18 protein-coding genes are annotated in these 17,467 nt (G+C 65.5%); 12 read left to right on the forward strand and 6 right to left on the reverse strand.

Annotation, left to right across the window (positions count from 1 at the left end):
- The first annotated feature begins 15 nt into the window (after positions 1-15).
- Complete coding sequence (locus DESPR_RS10415) at positions 16-1,941, forward strand: molybdopterin biosynthesis protein (RefSeq protein ID WP_015724780.1); 1,926 nt, start codon at positions 16-18, stop codon at positions 1,939-1,941.
- Positions 1,942-1,956: 15 nt separating this feature from the next.
- Here DESPR_RS10415 and DESPR_RS10420 read toward each other — a convergent pair whose 3' ends face one another.
- Entirely contained in the window at positions 1,957-2,712 is a 756-nt protein-coding gene (locus DESPR_RS10420; RefSeq protein ID WP_043769966.1) for a HesA/MoeB/ThiF family protein, read from the reverse strand.
- 44 nt (positions 2,713-2,756) lie between these two features.
- Here DESPR_RS10420 and DESPR_RS10425 point away from each other — a divergent pair, with 44 nt between their 5' ends.
- The 11 genes from DESPR_RS10425 to DESPR_RS10475 all read left to right on the forward strand — a co-directional run bounded on the left by DESPR_RS10425 (position 2,757) and on the right by DESPR_RS10475 (position 12,988).
- The gene (locus DESPR_RS10425; protein ID WP_169701585.1) at positions 2,757-3,221 is read left to right on the forward strand and encodes a hypothetical protein; all 465 of its coding nucleotides are present in this window, start codon (positions 2,757-2,759) and stop codon (positions 3,219-3,221) included.
- A 171-nt stretch (positions 3,222-3,392) separates the two neighbouring features.
- Positions 3,393-4,304, forward strand: coding sequence for a helix-turn-helix transcriptional regulator (locus DESPR_RS10430; RefSeq protein ID WP_015724783.1), 912 nt, complete (start codon positions 3,393-3,395; stop codon positions 4,302-4,304).
- A gap of 51 nt (positions 4,305-4,355) precedes the next feature.
- Positions 4,356-5,246 (forward strand): ABC transporter substrate-binding protein, encoded by an 891-nt coding sequence (locus tag DESPR_RS10435; RefSeq protein ID WP_015724784.1) that lies wholly within the window; start codon positions 4,356-4,358, stop codon positions 5,244-5,246.
- 78 nt (positions 5,247-5,324) lie between these two features.
- Positions 5,325-6,020 carry an ABC transporter permease gene (locus tag DESPR_RS10440; protein WP_043771115.1) on the forward strand — a complete coding sequence of 232 codons (696 nt, stop codon included), beginning with the start codon at positions 5,325-5,327 and terminating at the stop codon, positions 6,018-6,020.
- Positions 6,017-7,054: an ATP-binding cassette domain-containing protein gene (locus DESPR_RS17325; protein ID WP_052302096.1), complete on the forward strand. Its 1,038-nt coding sequence runs from the start codon at positions 6,017-6,019 to the stop codon at positions 7,052-7,054. The genes DESPR_RS10440 and DESPR_RS17325 overlap by 4 nt, the downstream gene beginning before the upstream one ends.
- A gap of 212 nt (positions 7,055-7,266) precedes the next feature.
- Positions 7,267-10,074 (forward strand): monovalent cation/H+ antiporter subunit A, encoded by a 2,808-nt coding sequence (locus tag DESPR_RS10450; RefSeq protein ID WP_015724787.1) that lies wholly within the window; start codon positions 7,267-7,269, stop codon positions 10,072-10,074.
- A complete protein-coding gene (locus tag DESPR_RS10455) occupies positions 10,074-10,415 on the forward strand; it encodes a Na+/H+ antiporter subunit C (RefSeq protein ID WP_015724788.1) in 342 nt (113 codons plus the stop codon). Before DESPR_RS10450 ends, DESPR_RS10455 begins: the two co-directional genes overlap by 1 nt.
- Positions 10,412-11,923, forward strand: coding sequence for a monovalent cation/H+ antiporter subunit D (locus DESPR_RS10460; RefSeq protein ID WP_015724789.1), 1,512 nt, complete (start codon positions 10,412-10,414; stop codon positions 11,921-11,923). Before DESPR_RS10455 ends, DESPR_RS10460 begins: the two co-directional genes overlap by 4 nt.
- Positions 11,920-12,408: a Na+/H+ antiporter subunit E gene (locus DESPR_RS10465; protein ID WP_015724790.1), complete on the forward strand. Its 489-nt coding sequence runs from the start codon at positions 11,920-11,922 to the stop codon at positions 12,406-12,408. The genes DESPR_RS10460 and DESPR_RS10465 overlap by 4 nt, the downstream gene beginning before the upstream one ends.
- On the forward strand, positions 12,402-12,671 hold the full coding sequence (locus tag DESPR_RS10470; RefSeq protein WP_015724791.1) for a K+/H+ antiporter subunit F: 270 nt from the start codon (positions 12,402-12,404) through the stop codon (positions 12,669-12,671). The genes DESPR_RS10465 and DESPR_RS10470 overlap by 7 nt, the downstream gene beginning before the upstream one ends.
- Positions 12,672-12,682: 11 nt before the next feature.
- A complete protein-coding gene (locus DESPR_RS10475) occupies positions 12,683-12,988 on the forward strand; it encodes a Na+/H+ antiporter subunit G (protein ID WP_015724792.1) in 306 nt (101 codons plus the stop codon).
- Positions 12,989-13,023: 35 nt separating this feature from the next.
- On the opposite strand, the gene DESPR_RS10480 is transcribed toward DESPR_RS10475, so the two are convergent.
- The 5 genes from DESPR_RS10480 to DESPR_RS10500 form a co-directional block, all read right to left on the reverse strand.
- A complete protein-coding gene (locus tag DESPR_RS10480; protein ID WP_015724793.1) occupies positions 13,024-14,595 on the reverse strand; it encodes a 4Fe-4S binding protein in 1,572 nt (523 codons plus the stop codon).
- The gene (locus tag DESPR_RS10485; protein WP_015724794.1) at positions 14,595-15,509 is read right to left on the reverse strand and encodes a DUF362 domain-containing protein; all 915 of its coding nucleotides are present in this window, start codon (positions 15,507-15,509) and stop codon (positions 14,595-14,597) included. The genes DESPR_RS10480 and DESPR_RS10485 overlap by 1 nt, the downstream gene beginning before the upstream one ends.
- 208 nt (positions 15,510-15,717) lie before the next feature.
- Positions 15,718-16,359 carry a YchE family NAAT transporter gene (locus DESPR_RS10490; protein ID WP_015724795.1) on the reverse strand — a complete coding sequence of 214 codons (642 nt, stop codon included), beginning with the start codon at positions 16,357-16,359 and terminating at the stop codon, positions 15,718-15,720.
- A 53-nt stretch (positions 16,360-16,412) separates the two neighbouring features.
- On the reverse strand, positions 16,413-16,958 hold the full coding sequence (locus DESPR_RS10495) for a nitroreductase family protein (protein WP_015724796.1): 546 nt from the start codon (positions 16,956-16,958) through the stop codon (positions 16,413-16,415).
- Positions 16,959-16,995: 37 nt separating this feature from the next.
- Complete coding sequence (locus DESPR_RS10500; protein WP_015724797.1) at positions 16,996-17,439, reverse strand: PPC domain-containing DNA-binding protein; 444 nt, start codon at positions 17,437-17,439, stop codon at positions 16,996-16,998.
- Positions 17,440-17,467: the final 28 nt, after the last annotated feature.

Consider the following 17,467-nt stretch of genomic DNA (forward strand, 5'->3'; position numbering starts at 1 on the left):
AATTGGACGAATCCCATGCAACGAAAAATCTACCTTGACATGCATTCCCGGGAAGAGGCCCAACGGCTGTTCTGGTCCCGTTTCGGCCAGCGAACCACTGAAGCGGAGACCATTCCCTCGCGCCTGGCCCGGGGCCGGGTGACCGCCGCGCCGGTCACCGCCCGTTTCTCCTCGCCCTCATTTCATTCGGCGGCCATGGACGGATTGGCGGTGCGGGCCGAGGACACCTTCGGCGCCAGTGACGACACGCCCCGGACCCTGCGCATCGACACCGGCGAGGCGGTGCCGGTCAACACCGGCTATCCGCTGCCGCCGGACAAAAACGCGGTGATCATGATCGAAAACGTATTGCTGGCCGATGACGGCGCGACCGGCGTGATCCGCGCTCCGGTCTACCCCTGGCAGCACGTGCGCAAGGTGGGCGAGGATATCGTCGCCACCGAACTGCTGTTCCCCACCGGTCATCAGTTGCGGCCGGCGGACATCGGCGCCCTGCTCACCGGCGGCTGTGCCACGGTGCGGGTGCGCAAACGGCCCAAGGTGGTGATCATCCCCACCGGCAGCGAGCTGGTCCGCTTGGAGGACTACCCGGATGCGCCACCGGCCGGCAAGACCATCGAATCGAACGCCACCGTGCTGGCCGGACTGGCCGAACAGGCCGGGGCCGAGGTGGCGATTACCCCCATCATCAGCGACGACTTCGCCACCATCTCCCGCCACCTGCAGGCCACGGTCGCCTCCGAGGCCGATCTGGTGATCATCAACGCCGGTTCCTCGGCGGGCAGCGCCGATTACACGGTGCGGATCATCGAGCAACTGGGCGAAATCCTGGTGCACGGCATCACCATCATGCCCGGCAAGCCGACCATTCTCGGCGTGATTGACCACAAGCCGGTGGTCGGCATCCCCGGCTATCCGGTGTCGGCGATCATCGCCATGGAGCAGCTGGTGGTGCCGCTCTTGGCCCGGATGCAGGGGGTGCATGTGGACCCGCCGGCAACGGTCCAGGCGGTTCTCGCCAAGGATCTGCCCTCGCGCAGCGGGATCGAGGAGTTCCGGCGGATGATCGTCGGCCGCATCGACGACCGGTTTGTCGCCGTGCCCCTCAAGCAGGGTGCCGGCGCCATCACCACCCTTACCCGGGCCAACGGCATGCTGCGCATCGCCGCCGCCTCCGAGGGGGAGATCCACGGCCGCGAGGTGACCATCGAGCTGCTCGTGCCCCGGCCCCAGGCCGAACGCACCATCCTCTGCACCGGCAGTCACGACCTCTGCCTGGATGTGCTCGGCGATCTGCTGCGCAAGCAGGACCCGGCCTATCCCCTGGCCTCGACCCATGTCGGCAGTCTGGGCGGCCTCATGGCCCTGAAACAGGGGATGTGCCACCTCGCCGGCTCGCATCTGCTCGATCCCATGGACGGCTCCTACAACACCAGCTACATCCGCAAGCATCTGGCCGGACGCGATATCCGCGCCGTCACCCTGGTGCACCGCGAACAGGGATTCATCGTCCCCAAGGGCAATCCGAAAAACATAGCGTCTATTCACGACCTGTTCGGCGAGGGTATCCGCTTCATCAACCGCCAAGCGGGTTCCGGCACCCGGGTGCTGCTCGACTACGAACTGGAACGCCACCATCTCGATCCCGACGCCATCCTCGGCTACGATCAGGATGAATACACCCACATGGCGGTGGCGGTGGCGGTGTTGTCGGGCAAGGTGGATACCGGGCTGGGGATCAAGAGCGCGGCCAATGCCTTGGGGCTCGATTTCGTGCCGCTGGTCGAGGAACGCTACGACCTGCTCCTTCCCGGCGAGCTGTTCGATACGCCGATGATCCAGGCCGTGCTGACGGTGATCAATACCGCCGATTTCCGCCAGGCGGTGGAGGCGTTGGGCGGCTATTCCACCCGGGAAACGGGCCGGCTGGTGGAACGTTAAAAGGGAAGCGTCCGCTTACCTTTCGTTGAGGACAAAATCGCCTTCCCGGAGATCAATGTGCAGCCAGCCATGGTGCAGCGGCGAGGGGAACCCGAGCAACAGCTTGACCGTTTCGGCGGCCTGCAGGCTGGCAATGACCGCCACGGTGAACGAGAGCACCGAGGGCGCGGGGCCGGTGGCCATGCGCCGGGGATAGAGGCGGTCGAGCAGATCGTCGCCGGGCAACCGCACCCCCACCTGGCCGTACCAGCCGCTGACCGCGCCATGCACCAGGGGGATGGACCGCCGATCGCACAGGGACGCCAGATCGCGGCGGGCCTGGATGTTATCGAGACAGTCGACCGCCGCATCGACCCGGAACGGCTCGTCCTGATCGGCAACGGCGCGGAAATCGACGGGGAAGAACCGGGTGGCGGTGAAGGCATGGATCGAGGCCACCCGCTCGGCCGCTGCCTCGGCCTTGTTGCGGCCCAGGGTGGACCAGAGGGCGTTGAGCTGACGGTTGCCGTTGCTCGCCGCAAAGACATCGGGATCAAAGAGGTGCAGCCGTCCGACCCCGATGCGCGTCAACTCCTCGATCACATAGCCCCCCAAGCCGCCGCAGCCGATCACCGCCACGCTTTTCCCGTGCAGCCGCCGCTGCTGTTGGTCGGTAAGGGATCCCTGGTTACGGGCAAAGGTATCGGCAAAAGAGGGCATGGCCACGACCTGCTGTTTGAGATGATTGTTGTTTGTTTTCCAGACGATACCTGCGTCGTCGTTCGATGTCAATCGCTTCGCGGCGCCGGCTGATTTCCGGCAAGGGATTGGTGCCCATGGACCCCCAACAAAACACCCCGCGCTCCTCTCCAGGCGAGAGACAACCATCGCCCGCTCCCCTCTGGGGCGACCGGTTGCCGGCCAACATTCTACGCTGGCTGTCCATCGCAGCGCGCACCAGCCATCTCGGCGTGGCGGCGGTGCTGTTCGGTGGCCTGCTCCTGCTGGTGCCCTTCGCCCGCCTGGCCCCCTGGCACCACCTGACCATCGTCACCGGCGCTGTCCTGCTGACCCTTGAATGGCAGCACGACAGCCGCTGGCCGCACCGGGGCAAGGGGTTGCTGGCCCTGCTCCATCTCGGCCTCTGCCTGCTGATCCACCTCGCTCCGGCACTAACCGTGCCGTTGCTGTGGGCCATCCTGATCAGCGGCTCGGTCGGCAGCCACATGCCGCGGCGCTTCCGCCACTGGTCAATCCTTCAGGGGTGGGAGCGGCAAGACAACGAACCACGGCCGCGCTGACGGGACGGTGAGCACCCGACCACGGCACCCCCAGCTGTTGTTTTTGGTCGGAATGAGTCGATAATGGAAAAAGAAACCGAGAATTACACAACAGTATTGACGGAAAGCGACCAAAAAAGCCATCCTGAAGGGGCAACTTCTGATCCGATTCTTTCTGCCCCAGGATTGTCCATGAAACGCTTGATGACCACCAAAGAGGTGGCCGAATTCCTCAATATCCACGAAAAAATGGTCTACACCCTGGTGTCGGAGAAGGCCATGCCGGCCACCAAGATTGCCGGCAAATGGCTCTTTCCCCAATACCTGATCGAACAGTGGGTGGAGAACAACACCATCAATTTTCCCGACAACGCCCGCCCCCTGACCTCCAACCAGCGGCTGATCGTGCTTGCCGGCAGCAACGACCTGCTGCTCGACACGACCATCACCCTGTTCAACCGCTCCTTTTCCGGCCACTTGGCTGTGTTCGGCAACATCGGCAGCATGGGCGGGGTCCAGGCCCTGCGCAACAACCTGTGCCACATCGCCGCCAGCCACCTCATCCAGGACGACGAGGCCGACTACAACTTTCAGTTCGCGGCCCAGGAGTTCGAGAAGATGCCGGTGGTCGTCAACTTCTGCCGCCGACTGCAGGGACTGCTGGTGCGCAAGAACAACCCGCTGGAGATCCTGTCGGTGGCCGACCTGGCCCGCCCTGGACTGCGGCTGGTCAATCGTTCGCTCGGCACCGGCACCCGCCTGCTGCTCGACCGCGAACTGCAGAAGGCCGGCCTGCGCGGCGACAAGATCATCGGTTACGATCGGGAGGTGGCCCGCCACATGGATGTCGGCCTGGAGATTCTCGCCGGGCGGGCCGATGTCGGTCCGGGCATCGAGGCGGTGGCCGGAGCCCTGGACCTCGACTTCCTGCCCCTGCGCTGGGAGCGATTCGACCTCTTGGTGTCCAAGGAGGTCTTTTTTGAAAAGGCGATCCAGGCCTTTTTTGGCCTGCTTCAATCCGAACCGTTCAAGGAGGCCGGGCGGGCCATCAAGGGGTATGACCTGACCATGGCCGGCAAGATCGTCTTTCAGGACGGGCAGTAATTTTTTACCTGGCAGGGTTGCCTGCCTGAAATCATGCACAAGGAGTCTATCATGAAACTCGAACAATTGTTGGCGTGTGGCCTGACCATGGCCCTGATGGCCGCTGGTCCGGCCATGGCCGCGGACAAAATCATCAAAATGTCGACCACCACCTCGACCCAGGATTCGGGACTGCTGGATGTGTTGTTGCCTGCCCTGGAAAAGGACACCGGCATCCAGGTCAAGGTGATCGCCAAGGGAACGGGAGCGGCCATTCGTGACGGCGTCGACGGCAACGTGGACGCCATTTTCGTCCATGACACCGCCCGGGAGGAAACCTTTGTCAAGGACGGCTACGGCAGCAAACGCTATGCGGTGATGCACAACGACTTCATCCTCGTCGGCCCGGCCGCCGATCAGGCCAAGATCAAGGGCACCGCCGAGGGCGCCGAGGCCCTGAAAAAGATCGCCGCCGCCAAGGCCACCTTTGTCTCCCGTGGCGATGATTCCGGCACCCACGCCAAGGAGCAGGAACTGTGGAAAGCCGCCGCCCTGCCCTTGGAAACCGTTACCTCCACCCTGGAGAAGGACGGCAAACAGATCCCGATCAAGGCCGTGCAGCCGGCCAACGCCAAAGACTGGTACCTGTCGGTGGGCCAAGGCATGGGCAAGACCCTGACCCTGACCGATGAGAAGCAGGCCTACACCCTGGCCGATCGCGGCTCCTTCATCAAATACAAATACGGACGGGAAGTGCCGGTCAACCTTGAGATCCTCTGCGAGGGCGGCAACCAGCTGGCCAACCCTTACGGCTTCATTCCGGTGAGCCAGGCCAAGCATCCGCATGCCAAGACCGCCGTGGCCGAGGAAATGGCCCAGTGGCTGGTCTCTGCCAAGGGACAGCAGGTGATCGCCGACTACAAGTTGCTCGGCAAGCAACTGTTCTTCCCCGACGCCAAGTAAGAAAAATTCGGTCGTGAGTTCGGGCGGAGGGCAGGGATGCCCTTCGCCCTTTTTTCCTTTTCCCGTTCAATCGACGCGATGTCCTTTTTTTTCGACAGTTTTGCTGCCGCCTGCCGCCTGGCCTGGTCGCTCGATCCGGAACTGCTGACCATTGTTCGGGTGTCGCTTGCGGTCAGCTGCCTGGCCACGGTGTTGGCCAGCCTGGTCGGTATTCCCGCCGGCTTTGCCATCGCCCATGGCCGCTTGCCCGGCAAGCGGGCGGTGATCACCCTGCTCAACACCCTCCTGGCCCTGCCCACGGTGGTGATCGGCCTGTTCGTCTACGTGTTCATCTCCCGGCGCGGCGTCTTCGGGCCGCTTGATCTGCTCTATACCCAGAAGGCGATGATCATCGGCCAGTTTCTCCTCGTTCTGCCGCTGGTCACCGCCCTGACCATCGCCGCCATCAGCCGGGTCGACGCGCGCTACCGCATGACCGCTCGCACCCTGGGGGCCAACGACTGGCAGACCGCCCTGGTGGTCCTGCGCGAAGCCCGCTTCGGCATTGCCGCGGCGGTCATCTCCAGCTTTGGCCGGGTGATCTCGGAGATCGGCATCTCGATGATGCTCGGCGGCAACATCAAGGGGTTCACCCGCACCATGACCACGGCCATGGCCCTGGAGTACGACAAGGGCTCCTTTACCCTGGCCGTGGCCCTGGGGTTGGTGCTGATGGCCATCAGCCTGGGGATGAATGTGCTGTTCAACCTGGCGCAGGGGAGGAGCGGCCGATGATGTGCTACACCCTGACCCAGCTTGTCCAGCGCTACCACCAGCGGCTGGTGCTTTCCATCGACCGCCTCGAAATCGAAGCCGGCCGCATTCATGCCCTGCTGGGCCCCAATGGCGCGGGCAAGACCACCCTGCTCCATATTCTTGCCTTTCTCGCCACACCGGCGGGCGGGACGATGACCTTCAACGGCGAACCGGTGGACCTGTCGGCCAGCAACCTGCTGCAACTCCGTCGCCGGGTGGTGCTGGTGGACCAGCATCCGATCATGTTTTCCACCACGGTGCGGGGCAACATCGAATTCGGCTTGAAGATCCGCCGCGTCGGCACACGGGAACGGCTGCGGATCGTTGACGAGGTCCTGGATCTGGTGGGTTTGGATCGGTACAAAACAGCCGCCGCCCACGAACTCTCCGGCGGCGAGACCCAGCGGCTGGCTCTGGCCCGCGCCCTGGCCCTGCGCCCGGAAGTGCTGCTGTGCGACGAACCCACCGCCAGTGTCGACGCCGAAAACCAGGCGATCATCGCCGCCCTGCTGCAACAGATCAACGCCGAGCGCGGTACTACCATCGTCTTCACCACCCATGACCGGCTGCAGGCCGCCTCCCTGGCCCAGCGCACCCTGGTACTGGAAAACGGCCGTCTGGCCCGCACCACCCATGAAAACGCCTTTGCCTGTTCCTTCCGCCAGGACGGTGGCGCGCCAGACGGTCCGCCGCGCTGCATGCTCCACGGCCTGGTGGCGTTCCCCTTGCCTCCTCTCCGCACCTGCTGGCCGGCAAGACGCGACGGCCGCATCCATCTCGATCCGGAAAGGATCACCCTGTGCCGGGCCGAGGAACGGCCCGATGTCGTGCCGACCTTCACCGGTACGGTCGTGCTGGTCATGGCCGAGGACAATAGGATTCGGGTGGTGGTCAACATCGGGGTTTTGCTGGTGGTGCTCATGCCCCAGGATCATTATCGGCGGGAAAACCCACGCGTCGGTGACCGGGTGGGCCTCCACGTGGCCCCCGAGGGCATCACCCTGCTGGATTGAAGCGGCTGCCGGCATGCTCCGGGGTCGCGTTCAATCGCATCTCCGGAAACGGCCAGCATCCCGGTAGTGCTTGAAATGCCCCAGCCTTCATGGCAAGGTAGGAGCCTCAACCCCAACCCGACCGTCCATACGCCGCCGCCCCGCGCCATCCGCCACGCGTAATGTGCCTCAATGGCACAGGACATCGCTATCCCGTTGGAGGCCCTGCATCCATGCTCCTGTACGCCCTGGTACTCCTGCCGCTCATCGGTTCGCCGCTGCCCGCCTTGACGGCTCGCCTTGCCGGACGAACGGCGCCCGTCCTGACGGCAGCCGCGATCAGCGCCGTGGCCCTGCTCTTGGCCTTGCCGCCCCTGGCCGCGGCATTCGCCGGTGCGCCCATGGAAGCGTATCACTCCTGGCTGCCCCAGGCGGGACTTGACCTGGGCCTGCGCATGGACGGGCTGGGCGCGCTGTTTGTTCTCCTGATCCTCGGCATCGGCCTGTTGGTGCTCCTCTATGCCCATTATTACCTGACCAAGGAGGAGGCGGTCGGCCGCTTTTATAGTTTTTTTCTGGTGTTCATGGGGGCCATGGTCGGAGTGGTGCTCTCCGATCACCTGCTGCAACTGCTGGTGTTCTGGGAGTTGACCTCGCTCAGCTCCTTTCTGCTCATCGGTTTCAACCACCAGCGCCGCGAGGCCAGGGATGGGGCGGCCATGGCCCTGACCATCACCGGCGGCGGCGGTCTGGCCCTGCTGGCCGGTTTTCTGCTCCTGGGACAGATCGCCGGCACCTACCGCATCTCGGCCCTACTGGACATGGGCGATCTCATCCGCGCCCACCCCCTCTACACTCCTGCCTTGGTGCTCATCCTGCTCGGCGCCTTCACCAAATCAGCCCAGTTCCCCTTCCATTTCTGGCTGCCCCGGGCCATGGCCGCGCCCACCCCGGTCAGTGCCTATCTCCACTCGGCCACCATGGTCAAGGCCGGGGTCTTTCTGCTCGCCCGGCTCTTTCCCGTGCTCGCCGGCACGGAACCATGGTTTTTCATCGTGGGCGGAATCGGCCTACTGACCCTGCTGTATGGCGCCTATCACGCCCTGTTCCAGCACGATCTCAAGGGGCTGTTGGCCTACTCGACCATCAGCCACCTTGGCCTGATCGTGCTGCTGTTCGGCATCGACACCCCGCTGGCCGCCGTGGCCGGGGTATTTCACATCATCAACCACGCTACCTTCAAGGCCTCGCTGTTCATGGCCGCCGGCATCATCGACCATGAAACCGGCACCCGCGACATGCGGTTTATCAATGGTCTGTGGGGGTACATGCCGCGCACCGCCGCCCTAGCGATGGTGGCCGCCGCGGCCATGGCCGGCGTGCCCCTGCTCAACGGTTTTCTTTCCAAGGAGATGTTTTTCGCCGAGACCCTGCATCTGAGCGCGCTCGGACCGGCACGTGGCCTGGTTCCCCTGGCCGCCACCCTGGCCGGGGTATTTGCGGTGGCCTATTCCGCCCGCTTCATCCACGATGTTTTCTTCAACGGCGAGCCCAAGGGCCTGCCCATCTATCCGCCGCATGAACCGCCGCGCTTCATGCGGCTGCCGGTGGTGATCCTGGTCGGCCAGTGTTTGCTGGTGGGCATCGTTCCCGGATTGACCGTGGCTCCCTTTCTCGCCCTGGCCGCCGGCGACATGCTGGGCACGCCGCTTCCCGACTATAGTCTGGCCATCTGGCACGGATTCACCACCCCCTTGGCCATGAGCCTGGCGGCCCTGATCGGCGGCCTGACCCTGTATGCGGCCCGCCAGCGGCTGTTTGCCTTTCACCGGCAGCGTTGGCCATCCGTGGATGCCCTGGTCCTGTTCCAGACTGCGCTTGACCGTCTGGCCGCCATGGCCCGCCGGCTGACCCGCCTGGTCGCGAACGGTTCCCTCCAACAGGCCATTGCCCTCGTTTTGCTGGCTACCATCCTGGCCGTGTACTGGCCGCTGGCCAACACCCCCTCGTCGATCACCGGCCCCGTGCGCTTCAGTTCCATCGACGGCCTGACCCTGACCGGCGCCCTGCTGATGATGGCCGCCGCGATGTTGGCGGTTTACTGGCATCGCCACCGTTTCACCGTCCTGGTCGCGCTCAGCGTGGTCGGGCTGATGGTGGTGCTGGCCTTTGTCCGCTTTTCCGCTCCTGACCTGGCCCTGACCCAGCTGGCCGTGGAGGTGGTGACCATCCTCCTGCTCATCCTGGCCCTGTTCTTCCTTCCCCGGCGCGGCCAATCGAAATCCCAGCCGCCCCGACGCGTCTTCCACCTGCTGCTCGCCCTGGCCATGGGCACCGCCGCCGGCCTGCTCACCTGGGGCGTGCTCACCCGGCCGTTCGATTCCATCGCCGCTTTCTTCCTCGCCAACAGTCTGCCGGGTGGAGGCGGCGCCAACGTGGTCAATGTAATCCTGGTCGATTTCCGTGGCTTCGACACCCTGGGCGAGATCACCGTGCTGGCCGTGGCCGCGCTCGGCATCCAGGCCCTGCTCGACAACCTGTGCCTGGAAGCCGGCATGGTGGAGGGCATCCCCGATCGCTGGGCCGACGAGCGCCACATCCTGGTGCTGTCCCTGATCACCCGCCTGCTGTTGCCGCTGGCGCTGCTGGTCGCGATCCACTTCTTCCTCCGGGGCCATAACGCCCCGGGCGGCGGCTTCATCGCCGGCCTCGTTTCCGCGGTGGCCCTTATCCTCCAGTCCATGGCCAGCGGCATCGCCTGGACCCGGCAACAATGGCGGGCAGGCTATCGGCCGCTGATCGCCTGGGGTGTGCTGATCACCGCCGCCACCGGCGCGGGGTCCTGGTTGTTCGGCCATCCCTTTCTCACCTCCGCCTTCGGCCATGTTCGCCTGCCGCTGGTCGGGGAACTGGAACTGGCCACCGCCATGCTGTTCGATCTCGGGGTTGCGCTGGCGGTGTTCGGCGTGGTGATGCTGATCCTGGAGACCCTGGGCAATCTCAACCAACGCTGCGCCGAGACGCGCAAGGGAGGAGCCTGATGGAAGCGCTGGCCGCCTGCACCGTGGCCGTCCTGGTGACTTGCGGGGTCTACCTGCTGCTCCGCGCCCGCACCTTTTCGGTGGTGGTGGGGCTCTCGCTGCTCTCCTATGCGGTCAACCTCTTTCTCTTTTTCACCGGCCGCCTGCTGGGCAAAGCCCCGCCCCTGATCGGGTCCACGGCCGGCGATGAAGCTCCTCTGGCCGATCCCCTGCCCCAGGCCCTGGTGCTCACCGCCATTGTGATCGGCTTCGGCATGACCGCCTTTGTCCTCATCCTGGCCCTGCGCGCTCGAGGCGAACTGGGCAGCGACCATGTCGACGGCAAGGAGGACGAGGCATGAACCACTGGCTGATGATGCCGCTGCTCGTGCCGCTGGTGGCGGCCATGATCAACCTCTTGCTCGGCGGACGGAGAATGGGGTGCCAACGGCTGGTGTCCCTTGCCTGCAGCGTTGGTCTGTTGGCTGGGTCGATCATCCTGATGGGCTTCGCGCACAGCGGCGAAATGTATGTCTATCGGCTGGGCGACTGGCCGGCGCCGTTTGCCATCGTCCTGGTGCTCGATCGCCTCAGCGGCCTGCTGCTGGTCACCACCGCCCTGCTCGCCCTGCCCTGCCTGCTCCAGGCCATGGACGGCGACGACGGGCGCGGCCTTCACTTTCACGTGCTGTTCCCGATCCAGCTGCTGGGAATCAACGGCGCCTTCCTCACCGGCGACCTGTTCAACCTGTTCGTCTTTTTCGAGATCCTGCTGATCGCCTCCTACTCGCTGGCCCTGCACGGCGGCGGACCGGAACGGGTGCGCGCCGGCCTGCACTACGTGGTGCTCAACCTGATCGGTTCGGCGCTCTTTCTCCTGGCCGTCGGTACCCTCTACGGCCTAACCGGCACGCTGAACATGGCCGACCTGGCGGGCCGGGTGGCGGCCGCGCCGACGGACCAGGCGGCCTTGCTGCGGGCCAGCGGACTCGTGCTGCTGGTGGTATTCGGTCTCAAGGCGGGGATTCTGCCGCTGCATTCCTGGCTGCCCGCCCTCTACGGATCGGCCCTGGCCCCGGTGGCCGCCCTGTTCGCGGTGATGACCAAGGTCGGGGTGTACGCCATGCTCCGCGCCGCCACCCTGCTCTTTCCGCCGCAGGGGCCGGTGGGGGGCACGCTCGCCGCCCTGCTGCCAGTGCTGGCCCTGCTCACCCTGGCGACCGGAGCCATCGGCGCGCTTGGCGCCCAGCGGCTGCGGACGTTGATCGCCTCCCTGGTGATCCTGTCGGTGGGCACCCTGCTGGCGGGCATCGGGCAGTTCACCGCCAGCGGCTTCAGTGCGGCCCTTTACTATCTGCCGCACACCACCTTGGTCACCGCCGGCCTGTTCCTCCTGGCCGAGCCGATCGGAGGCCAGCGCGGCGATCTGGAAGACCGCCTGGACACCGGTCCGCCCGTGGGCCGACCCGCCGCCCTTGGCCTCTTGTTCCTGATGGGCGGTGTGGCCGGGGCCGGCTTGCCGCCGCTCTCCGGGTTCATCGGCAAGCTGCTGCTGTTGCGCTCGGCCCCCTTGCCCGATGGGACCTGGCTGTGGGGCGTGGTCCTCGGTTCCAGCCTGCTGACGCTCATTGCCCTCAGCCGCGCCGGCAGCCGCCTTTTCTGGGGGCCGGTCGTGGACACGGAAACACCCACCCCCGCCGGATGGCGGCCCCTGTTGCCGGCCACCCTGCTCCTGGCCGCGAGCCTGGCCATGACCGTGGCCGCCGCCCCCATCTGCCGCTACACCGAGGCCACCGCCCGCCAGCTGCTCACGCCGCGCCACTATATCGAGGCGGTCCTGAACCCTGCACCTCCGGGAGGAACACCATGAACCGCTGGCTGCCCCAACCGCTGACCAGCCTTTGCCTGTGGCTGCTGTGGTTGCTGCTGACCGAGTCCCTGGCCCCCGGCCACCTGCTGCTCGGCGGGCTGCTCGCCCTTGCCCTGCCGCTGTTCACCGTCCGTTTCTGCCCCGACCGGCCGCGCATCCACAGGCCGCTCCTGCTGCTGCCCTACCTGGCGGTACTGTTGTGGGACATCACCGTGGCCAATCTGGTGGTGGCGCGGCTGATCCTCGGGCCCGCACGCCGGCTGCGACCGGCGTTCATCGAGCTGCCGCTCGATCTGGGCAGCGATCTGGCCGTCGTCCTGCTCACCCACACCGTTTCCCTGACCCCGGGCACGGTGGCCGCCCACCTGAGCCCGGACCGGCGCGTCTTGCTGATCCACGCCCTGGATGTCGACGATTCAGCCGAACTCGTCGCCCACATCAAACAGCGCTACGAACGCCCCTTGAAGGAGATCTTCGCATGCTGAATCTTGCCATCCCCCTCGCCCTGGCCTGCATCGGCGCGGCCCTGCTGCTCAACTTCTGGCGGCTGGTGCGCGGCCCCGGCCCGGCTGACCGCATCCTCGCGCTGGACACCATGTACGTCAATACCACCGCCCTGCTGGTGCTGCTGGGCATCCATCTCAACCGCAGCGTCTATTTCGAGGCGGCCCTGCTCATCGCCCTGATGGGCTTTGTCGGCACGGTGGCCCTATGCAAGTACCTGCTGCGCGGCGACATCATCGAATAGGGAGAAGAGGAATGCTTGACCTGCTGATTTCGTTCTTTCTGCTCATCGGCGGGGCCTTTGCCCTGATCGGCTCCATCGGACTTGCCCGCCTGCCCGACCTGTACACGCGGCTGCACGGCCCCACCAAGGCCACCACCCTGGGCATCGGCGGCATCCTCATCGCCTCCATGCTCCATTTCGGCGCCCAGGACAACGGCCCGAGCGTGCATGAAATCCTGATCACCCTTTTTCTCTTCACCACCGCGCCCATCAGCGCCTACCTGGTCGCCCGCGCCGCCCTGCATCTGGACCGGCAGGAGGACGGCGACCGGCTGTGAGCGCCGCTCTTGGCCCGGCCGTTGCCGAAGGGTGATCAATATCCGTTCACGAAAACGGCTTGTGCATGCCGGCTCTCGCCGGCCGAGGTGACCAGCACCGCCGCCGCCCCGCTCACGGGACATTTGTGCTCGCAGATGCCGCAGCCGATGCACAGGTTGTCCACCACATAGGGCTGCCGGACCCAAGCCCGCTCCCCCCGGCTGTTCTCCACCTCGACCTCGCGGAACTTGATCGCCTTGTCCGGCGTTGGGCAGTGCTCCTCGCAGACGATGCACGGCGTGGCCGATGCATAGGGCAGACAACGATTCTTGTCGAAGTGGGCCCGGCCGATGACCGTGCCCTGTTTCTCGCTTCTGCTCAGCCGGCGGATGGCCCCGGTGGGGCAGACCTGGCCGCAGAGGGTGCAGTTGTACTCGCAGTAACCGATGCGGCCGATCAGCCGGGGAGAGAACATCCCTTCCAGGCCGGCCTCCAGCCAGGCAGCATGGAGGGCGTTGCCGATGCAGACCTTCATGCACTCGCCGCAACGCACGCAACGACCCAGAAACGCCTCTTCGGCCAGGGCGCCGGGCGGACGGATCAGCAGCGGATCGGCATGCCGGGCCAGGGGCCGCGACGGCAGCGCCAGGGGCGCCAGGGCTCCGGCGGCCAGCGAGCCGATCACCGCCCGCCGCGACAGATCGATTCGCGGCGCCCTGGCTCCGGCCGCCTTCCACGCGAAGCCGATGCGCGCTCGCGGGCACTCACCGAGGCAGTCGAGACAGAGGGTGCACTCGGCCGGATTGATGGCTCGCGCCTCGTCGATGGCCGCCATGGGGCAAATGTCACGGCAGTGGTGGCACTGGCCGCAGACCGGCGAGCCGCCGCCGAGGCGCAGCGGAGCCAACCGCGAGACTAGGCCGAGCAGGGCGCCCAGGGGGCAGATCGTGCGGCAGAAAAACCGGCTGTTCACCCGGCTCAGACCCAGCACCGCGAGCAGCAGCATCAGAGAGAACACCGACAAGGTGTAGACCTTGTCGGTGAAGGGAAGCAGGTACCGCTTGAGCAGCCCGTACACCGGTTCGGTCAGGGTGTTGACCCACTCCGGTGCCTGCTGGTAGGTCCAGGTGAACAGGGTGGTGGCCGCGTGATCAAGCCCTGGATGGACCGCAAAGGTCAGGGCGCGCACCAACAGGGAAAAGGGATCGACAAAGCCGGCCAGGGGTAGGCCGAACCAGGCGGCGGCCAGGAAGAACACCAGCAACAGGTATTTGGGTCGATGCCGTTCCGGCCGCGCCGGGGATGCGTGGCGATGGCCCACGAGACGGCGGCTGGCGTCGATCAGGGTGCCCAGGGGGCAGACCCAGCCGCAGAACAGCCGGCCGCACACCAGGGTGAGGCCGATGGTGACCACGGCCGGCAGCATGAGGACGATCACCGTTTTGGCGGCCAGCATGGCGGTTAGGGCGAGGAAGGGATCGAGACGGAACAGCAGGTTGACCGCCCAGGGCAGTTCATCGCCCCCGTTGGAGTCGGTGTGGATGAACAGGGCCAGGAAGGCAAGAACAAACAGGCCCTGGCTGAGCTTCCGCCACACCGAAGGCTGCAACGGGCCGGCGCGGCGCATCAGGCCTCCACCACCTTGATCCGCGCCAGGGCCATCTCGCCCAGCCCCAGGGCGTGGGCCGCCACCGTCGATTCGATCGCCTCGGGCGGGAGATCGAACAGGGTGGTGGCGTAGGCGTCGGCGGCCACCGGATCCACCGAGGCGATCAGGGTATCGGTCTGGCGCACGTCCTTGAGATCGCCGCCCTGGGGACCGTTGGCGAGAAGGATGCGGCTGGCGTCGATCAGGGTCAGCTTGGGCCGGATCACCGTGGCCAGGTCAGCCAGGCTCTGGCCGAGCTGGTGGTGGAGCTGGCCACGGTTGCCGCCGATCACCCCCATGCTGTTCTTCAGCCCCAGGGTCAGCCGGGACAGACCGTGGTGCTTGGCCACCGGCAGGTTGATGTAGCAGTCGCAGTCCAGGGCCTCCTTGTAGATCTCCCACCGGGTGAGCACCTTGCCCCGCTCGATCCGCACCGGCACGAACTTGCGCTGGTCGATGTGTTCGATCACTGCCCGCGCATCGCCCAGGTCGTGGATCGCCCGTTCGATGCCGCTGCTCGCGTAGCAACGGCGCTGCTCGTTGCAGGTCCGGTCAAAGACCAGCACTTTTTTCGCTCCGGCCTCCAGGGCCTGGGCCACCACCGCCCGTACCACCTGCGGATGGGTGTTGGCCCCCTGTTCCGGGGTGCGGTCCCAGCCGATGTTCGGCTTGACCACCACCCGGTCGCCCGGCCGGACGAACCGCCGCATGCCGCCCAGCGGTCGCAGCACCCGCTCGACCAGGGCGGCATAGTCCTGGCCCTTGGCCACGCCGAGTACCGGGGACGGCTGCTCGGCGGCCAGGACTTCGGGCACGATGGTGAACCGGGGAATGGTCAGGGTGGCTCCGGCCGACCAGAGCATCACATCGCGGATGAATTGCCGTCTGTCCATGGCCTGTCCTCCTGGAATGAACGGCTCGCCCACGGGAGGCGAACCGGTTGATGGTGCCGGGACACGGGATCGGGCATCCGGGTCGATTGGTGCCACACCGTTCCTGGTCAACCCATCACAACACCTTGATTCTCTGTACAAGTCCCCATCGCGTTGGTCAACATCTTTTCATCCTCCCCGGCCCGCCCGGCATGCACCGGCGAGCGCCTCAGCCGCCCAGCACCGGGAACAGCTGCCGGAGGCCGTGGGCAATGAACTCCACCCCCATGGCGGCCATGATCAGGCCCATCAACCGGGTGACGATGTTGATGCCCGTTCTGCCCAGCAGCTGGGTGATGGTCGGCGCCAGCCGGAACAGCAACGCGGTCAGGAAAACCAAAAGGACGATCACCACGCACATGGAAAGGTAGTGCATGGCCGAGTCGTGACGCTGGGCATAGAGGATGACCGTGCTGATCGCACCGGGTCCGGCCAGCAGCGGCGTGCCCAGGGGAACCACGGCCACGCTGTCGCGCTCGGCCGAGTCGAGTTCCTCCTCCTTGGTCTGTTTGACGTTGCTGATCTTGGCGTTGAGCATGGAGATCGCCATCAGCAGGATGAGGATACCGCCGCCCACGCGGAAGGAGTCCACCGAGATGCCGAAGAACCGCAGGATGGCCTCGCCGCTGAACAGGACCACCACCAGGATGATACCCATGGACAGGGCCGCCATGGAGCCGTTCCTGTTGCGGGTTCGGTCGTCCTGGCTGGTGGTCATGTTGATGAAGATCGGCAGCATGCCCACCGGATTGACGATCGCCAGCAGGGCGATGAAAAATTTGAGGTATTCGTTGATCGTGCCGCTATCCATCCTGCTTTGTTTCCTTTTTTTCTCGGATTGTTTGTCCGTCGGGGCGAAAAAGATCAGTAGCTGTTCCGGCTGCTCATCTCTTCCGCCTGTTTTCTTCTTTTCGGCCGTAGCGGGTCGCCCTCCCTGGCATAGCCAAGGGTGATGACCAGGCCGATCCGCCTGCTTGCCGGGATGTGGAGCAGTTTCTTGATGGCCTGCTCGTCAAACCAGCCGAGCATGCAGGTTCCCAGTCCCAGTTCTGTCGCCCGCAGGCAGAACTGGCTGGCGGCGATGCCGATGTCGATCAGGGGAAATTCCCGGTCCTTGAGCCGGGCGCCGATCTGGGTGATCACCCGTGGCTTCTCGATTACCAACACGGCGAGCACCGGCGCCTCGGGTGCGAACTTATTGAACGAAACCAAGGCACTGAAAGTGGCACGAGCCACCTTGTCCTTAAGGTCGGGGTCGGTGACCAGGATCAGTTTCCACGGTTGGGAATTGGAGGCCGAGGGCGCGAGCCGCACCGCCTCGATCAGCTGCGCCAGCTTTTCCTCTTCAACCGGCTGGTCGGCATAGCTTCTGACGCTCTGGCGGAGCGCGATCAATCGGGCAACATCCATGGTCTGTCTCCTGCGAATTGCTGATCAAACGGGATGGCTACGGTTGCAGCAGCTTCAGCCCCAGCGGTTCCTCGACCGCCCGACGCGCCGAGCTCCCCACCAGCTCGTGGACGATCACCTCCATGACGTGCCACACCCGCACCCCGGTGCGAATGCAACCGGTGATTGTCTGGCCGCCCCGGCCGCATGCCATGTGCAGATGCACCAGCGGCGTCCCCTGCTCGTCGCGGAACAGGGTACCGACCCCGGCCACCTCATGGGCGTGTTCAAGCGGCCAGTGCATGGCTTCCAACGGCAGGCCGCGATCCTCCCTGGGCCCGACCACCAGCCGGCTGCCGTCATCTGCCCCGCCGACCACCAGCAGCGAGGCGGCCTCGATCTGCTGTTCGGCGGCGAACCGTTCGATCACCTCGTGGACGATCTCGCCGTCCTCCAATCGGACAATGAACACCCTGCCCTGCCGGGCCTGTGCAAATCGCATCGTTCTCTCCTCCCCTCCCGGGCTTGAA

Source organism: Desulfobulbus propionicus DSM 2032 (genome assembly GCF_000186885.1).
Classification (GTDB): domain Bacteria; phylum Desulfobacterota; class Desulfobulbia; order Desulfobulbales; family Desulfobulbaceae; genus Desulfobulbus; species Desulfobulbus propionicus.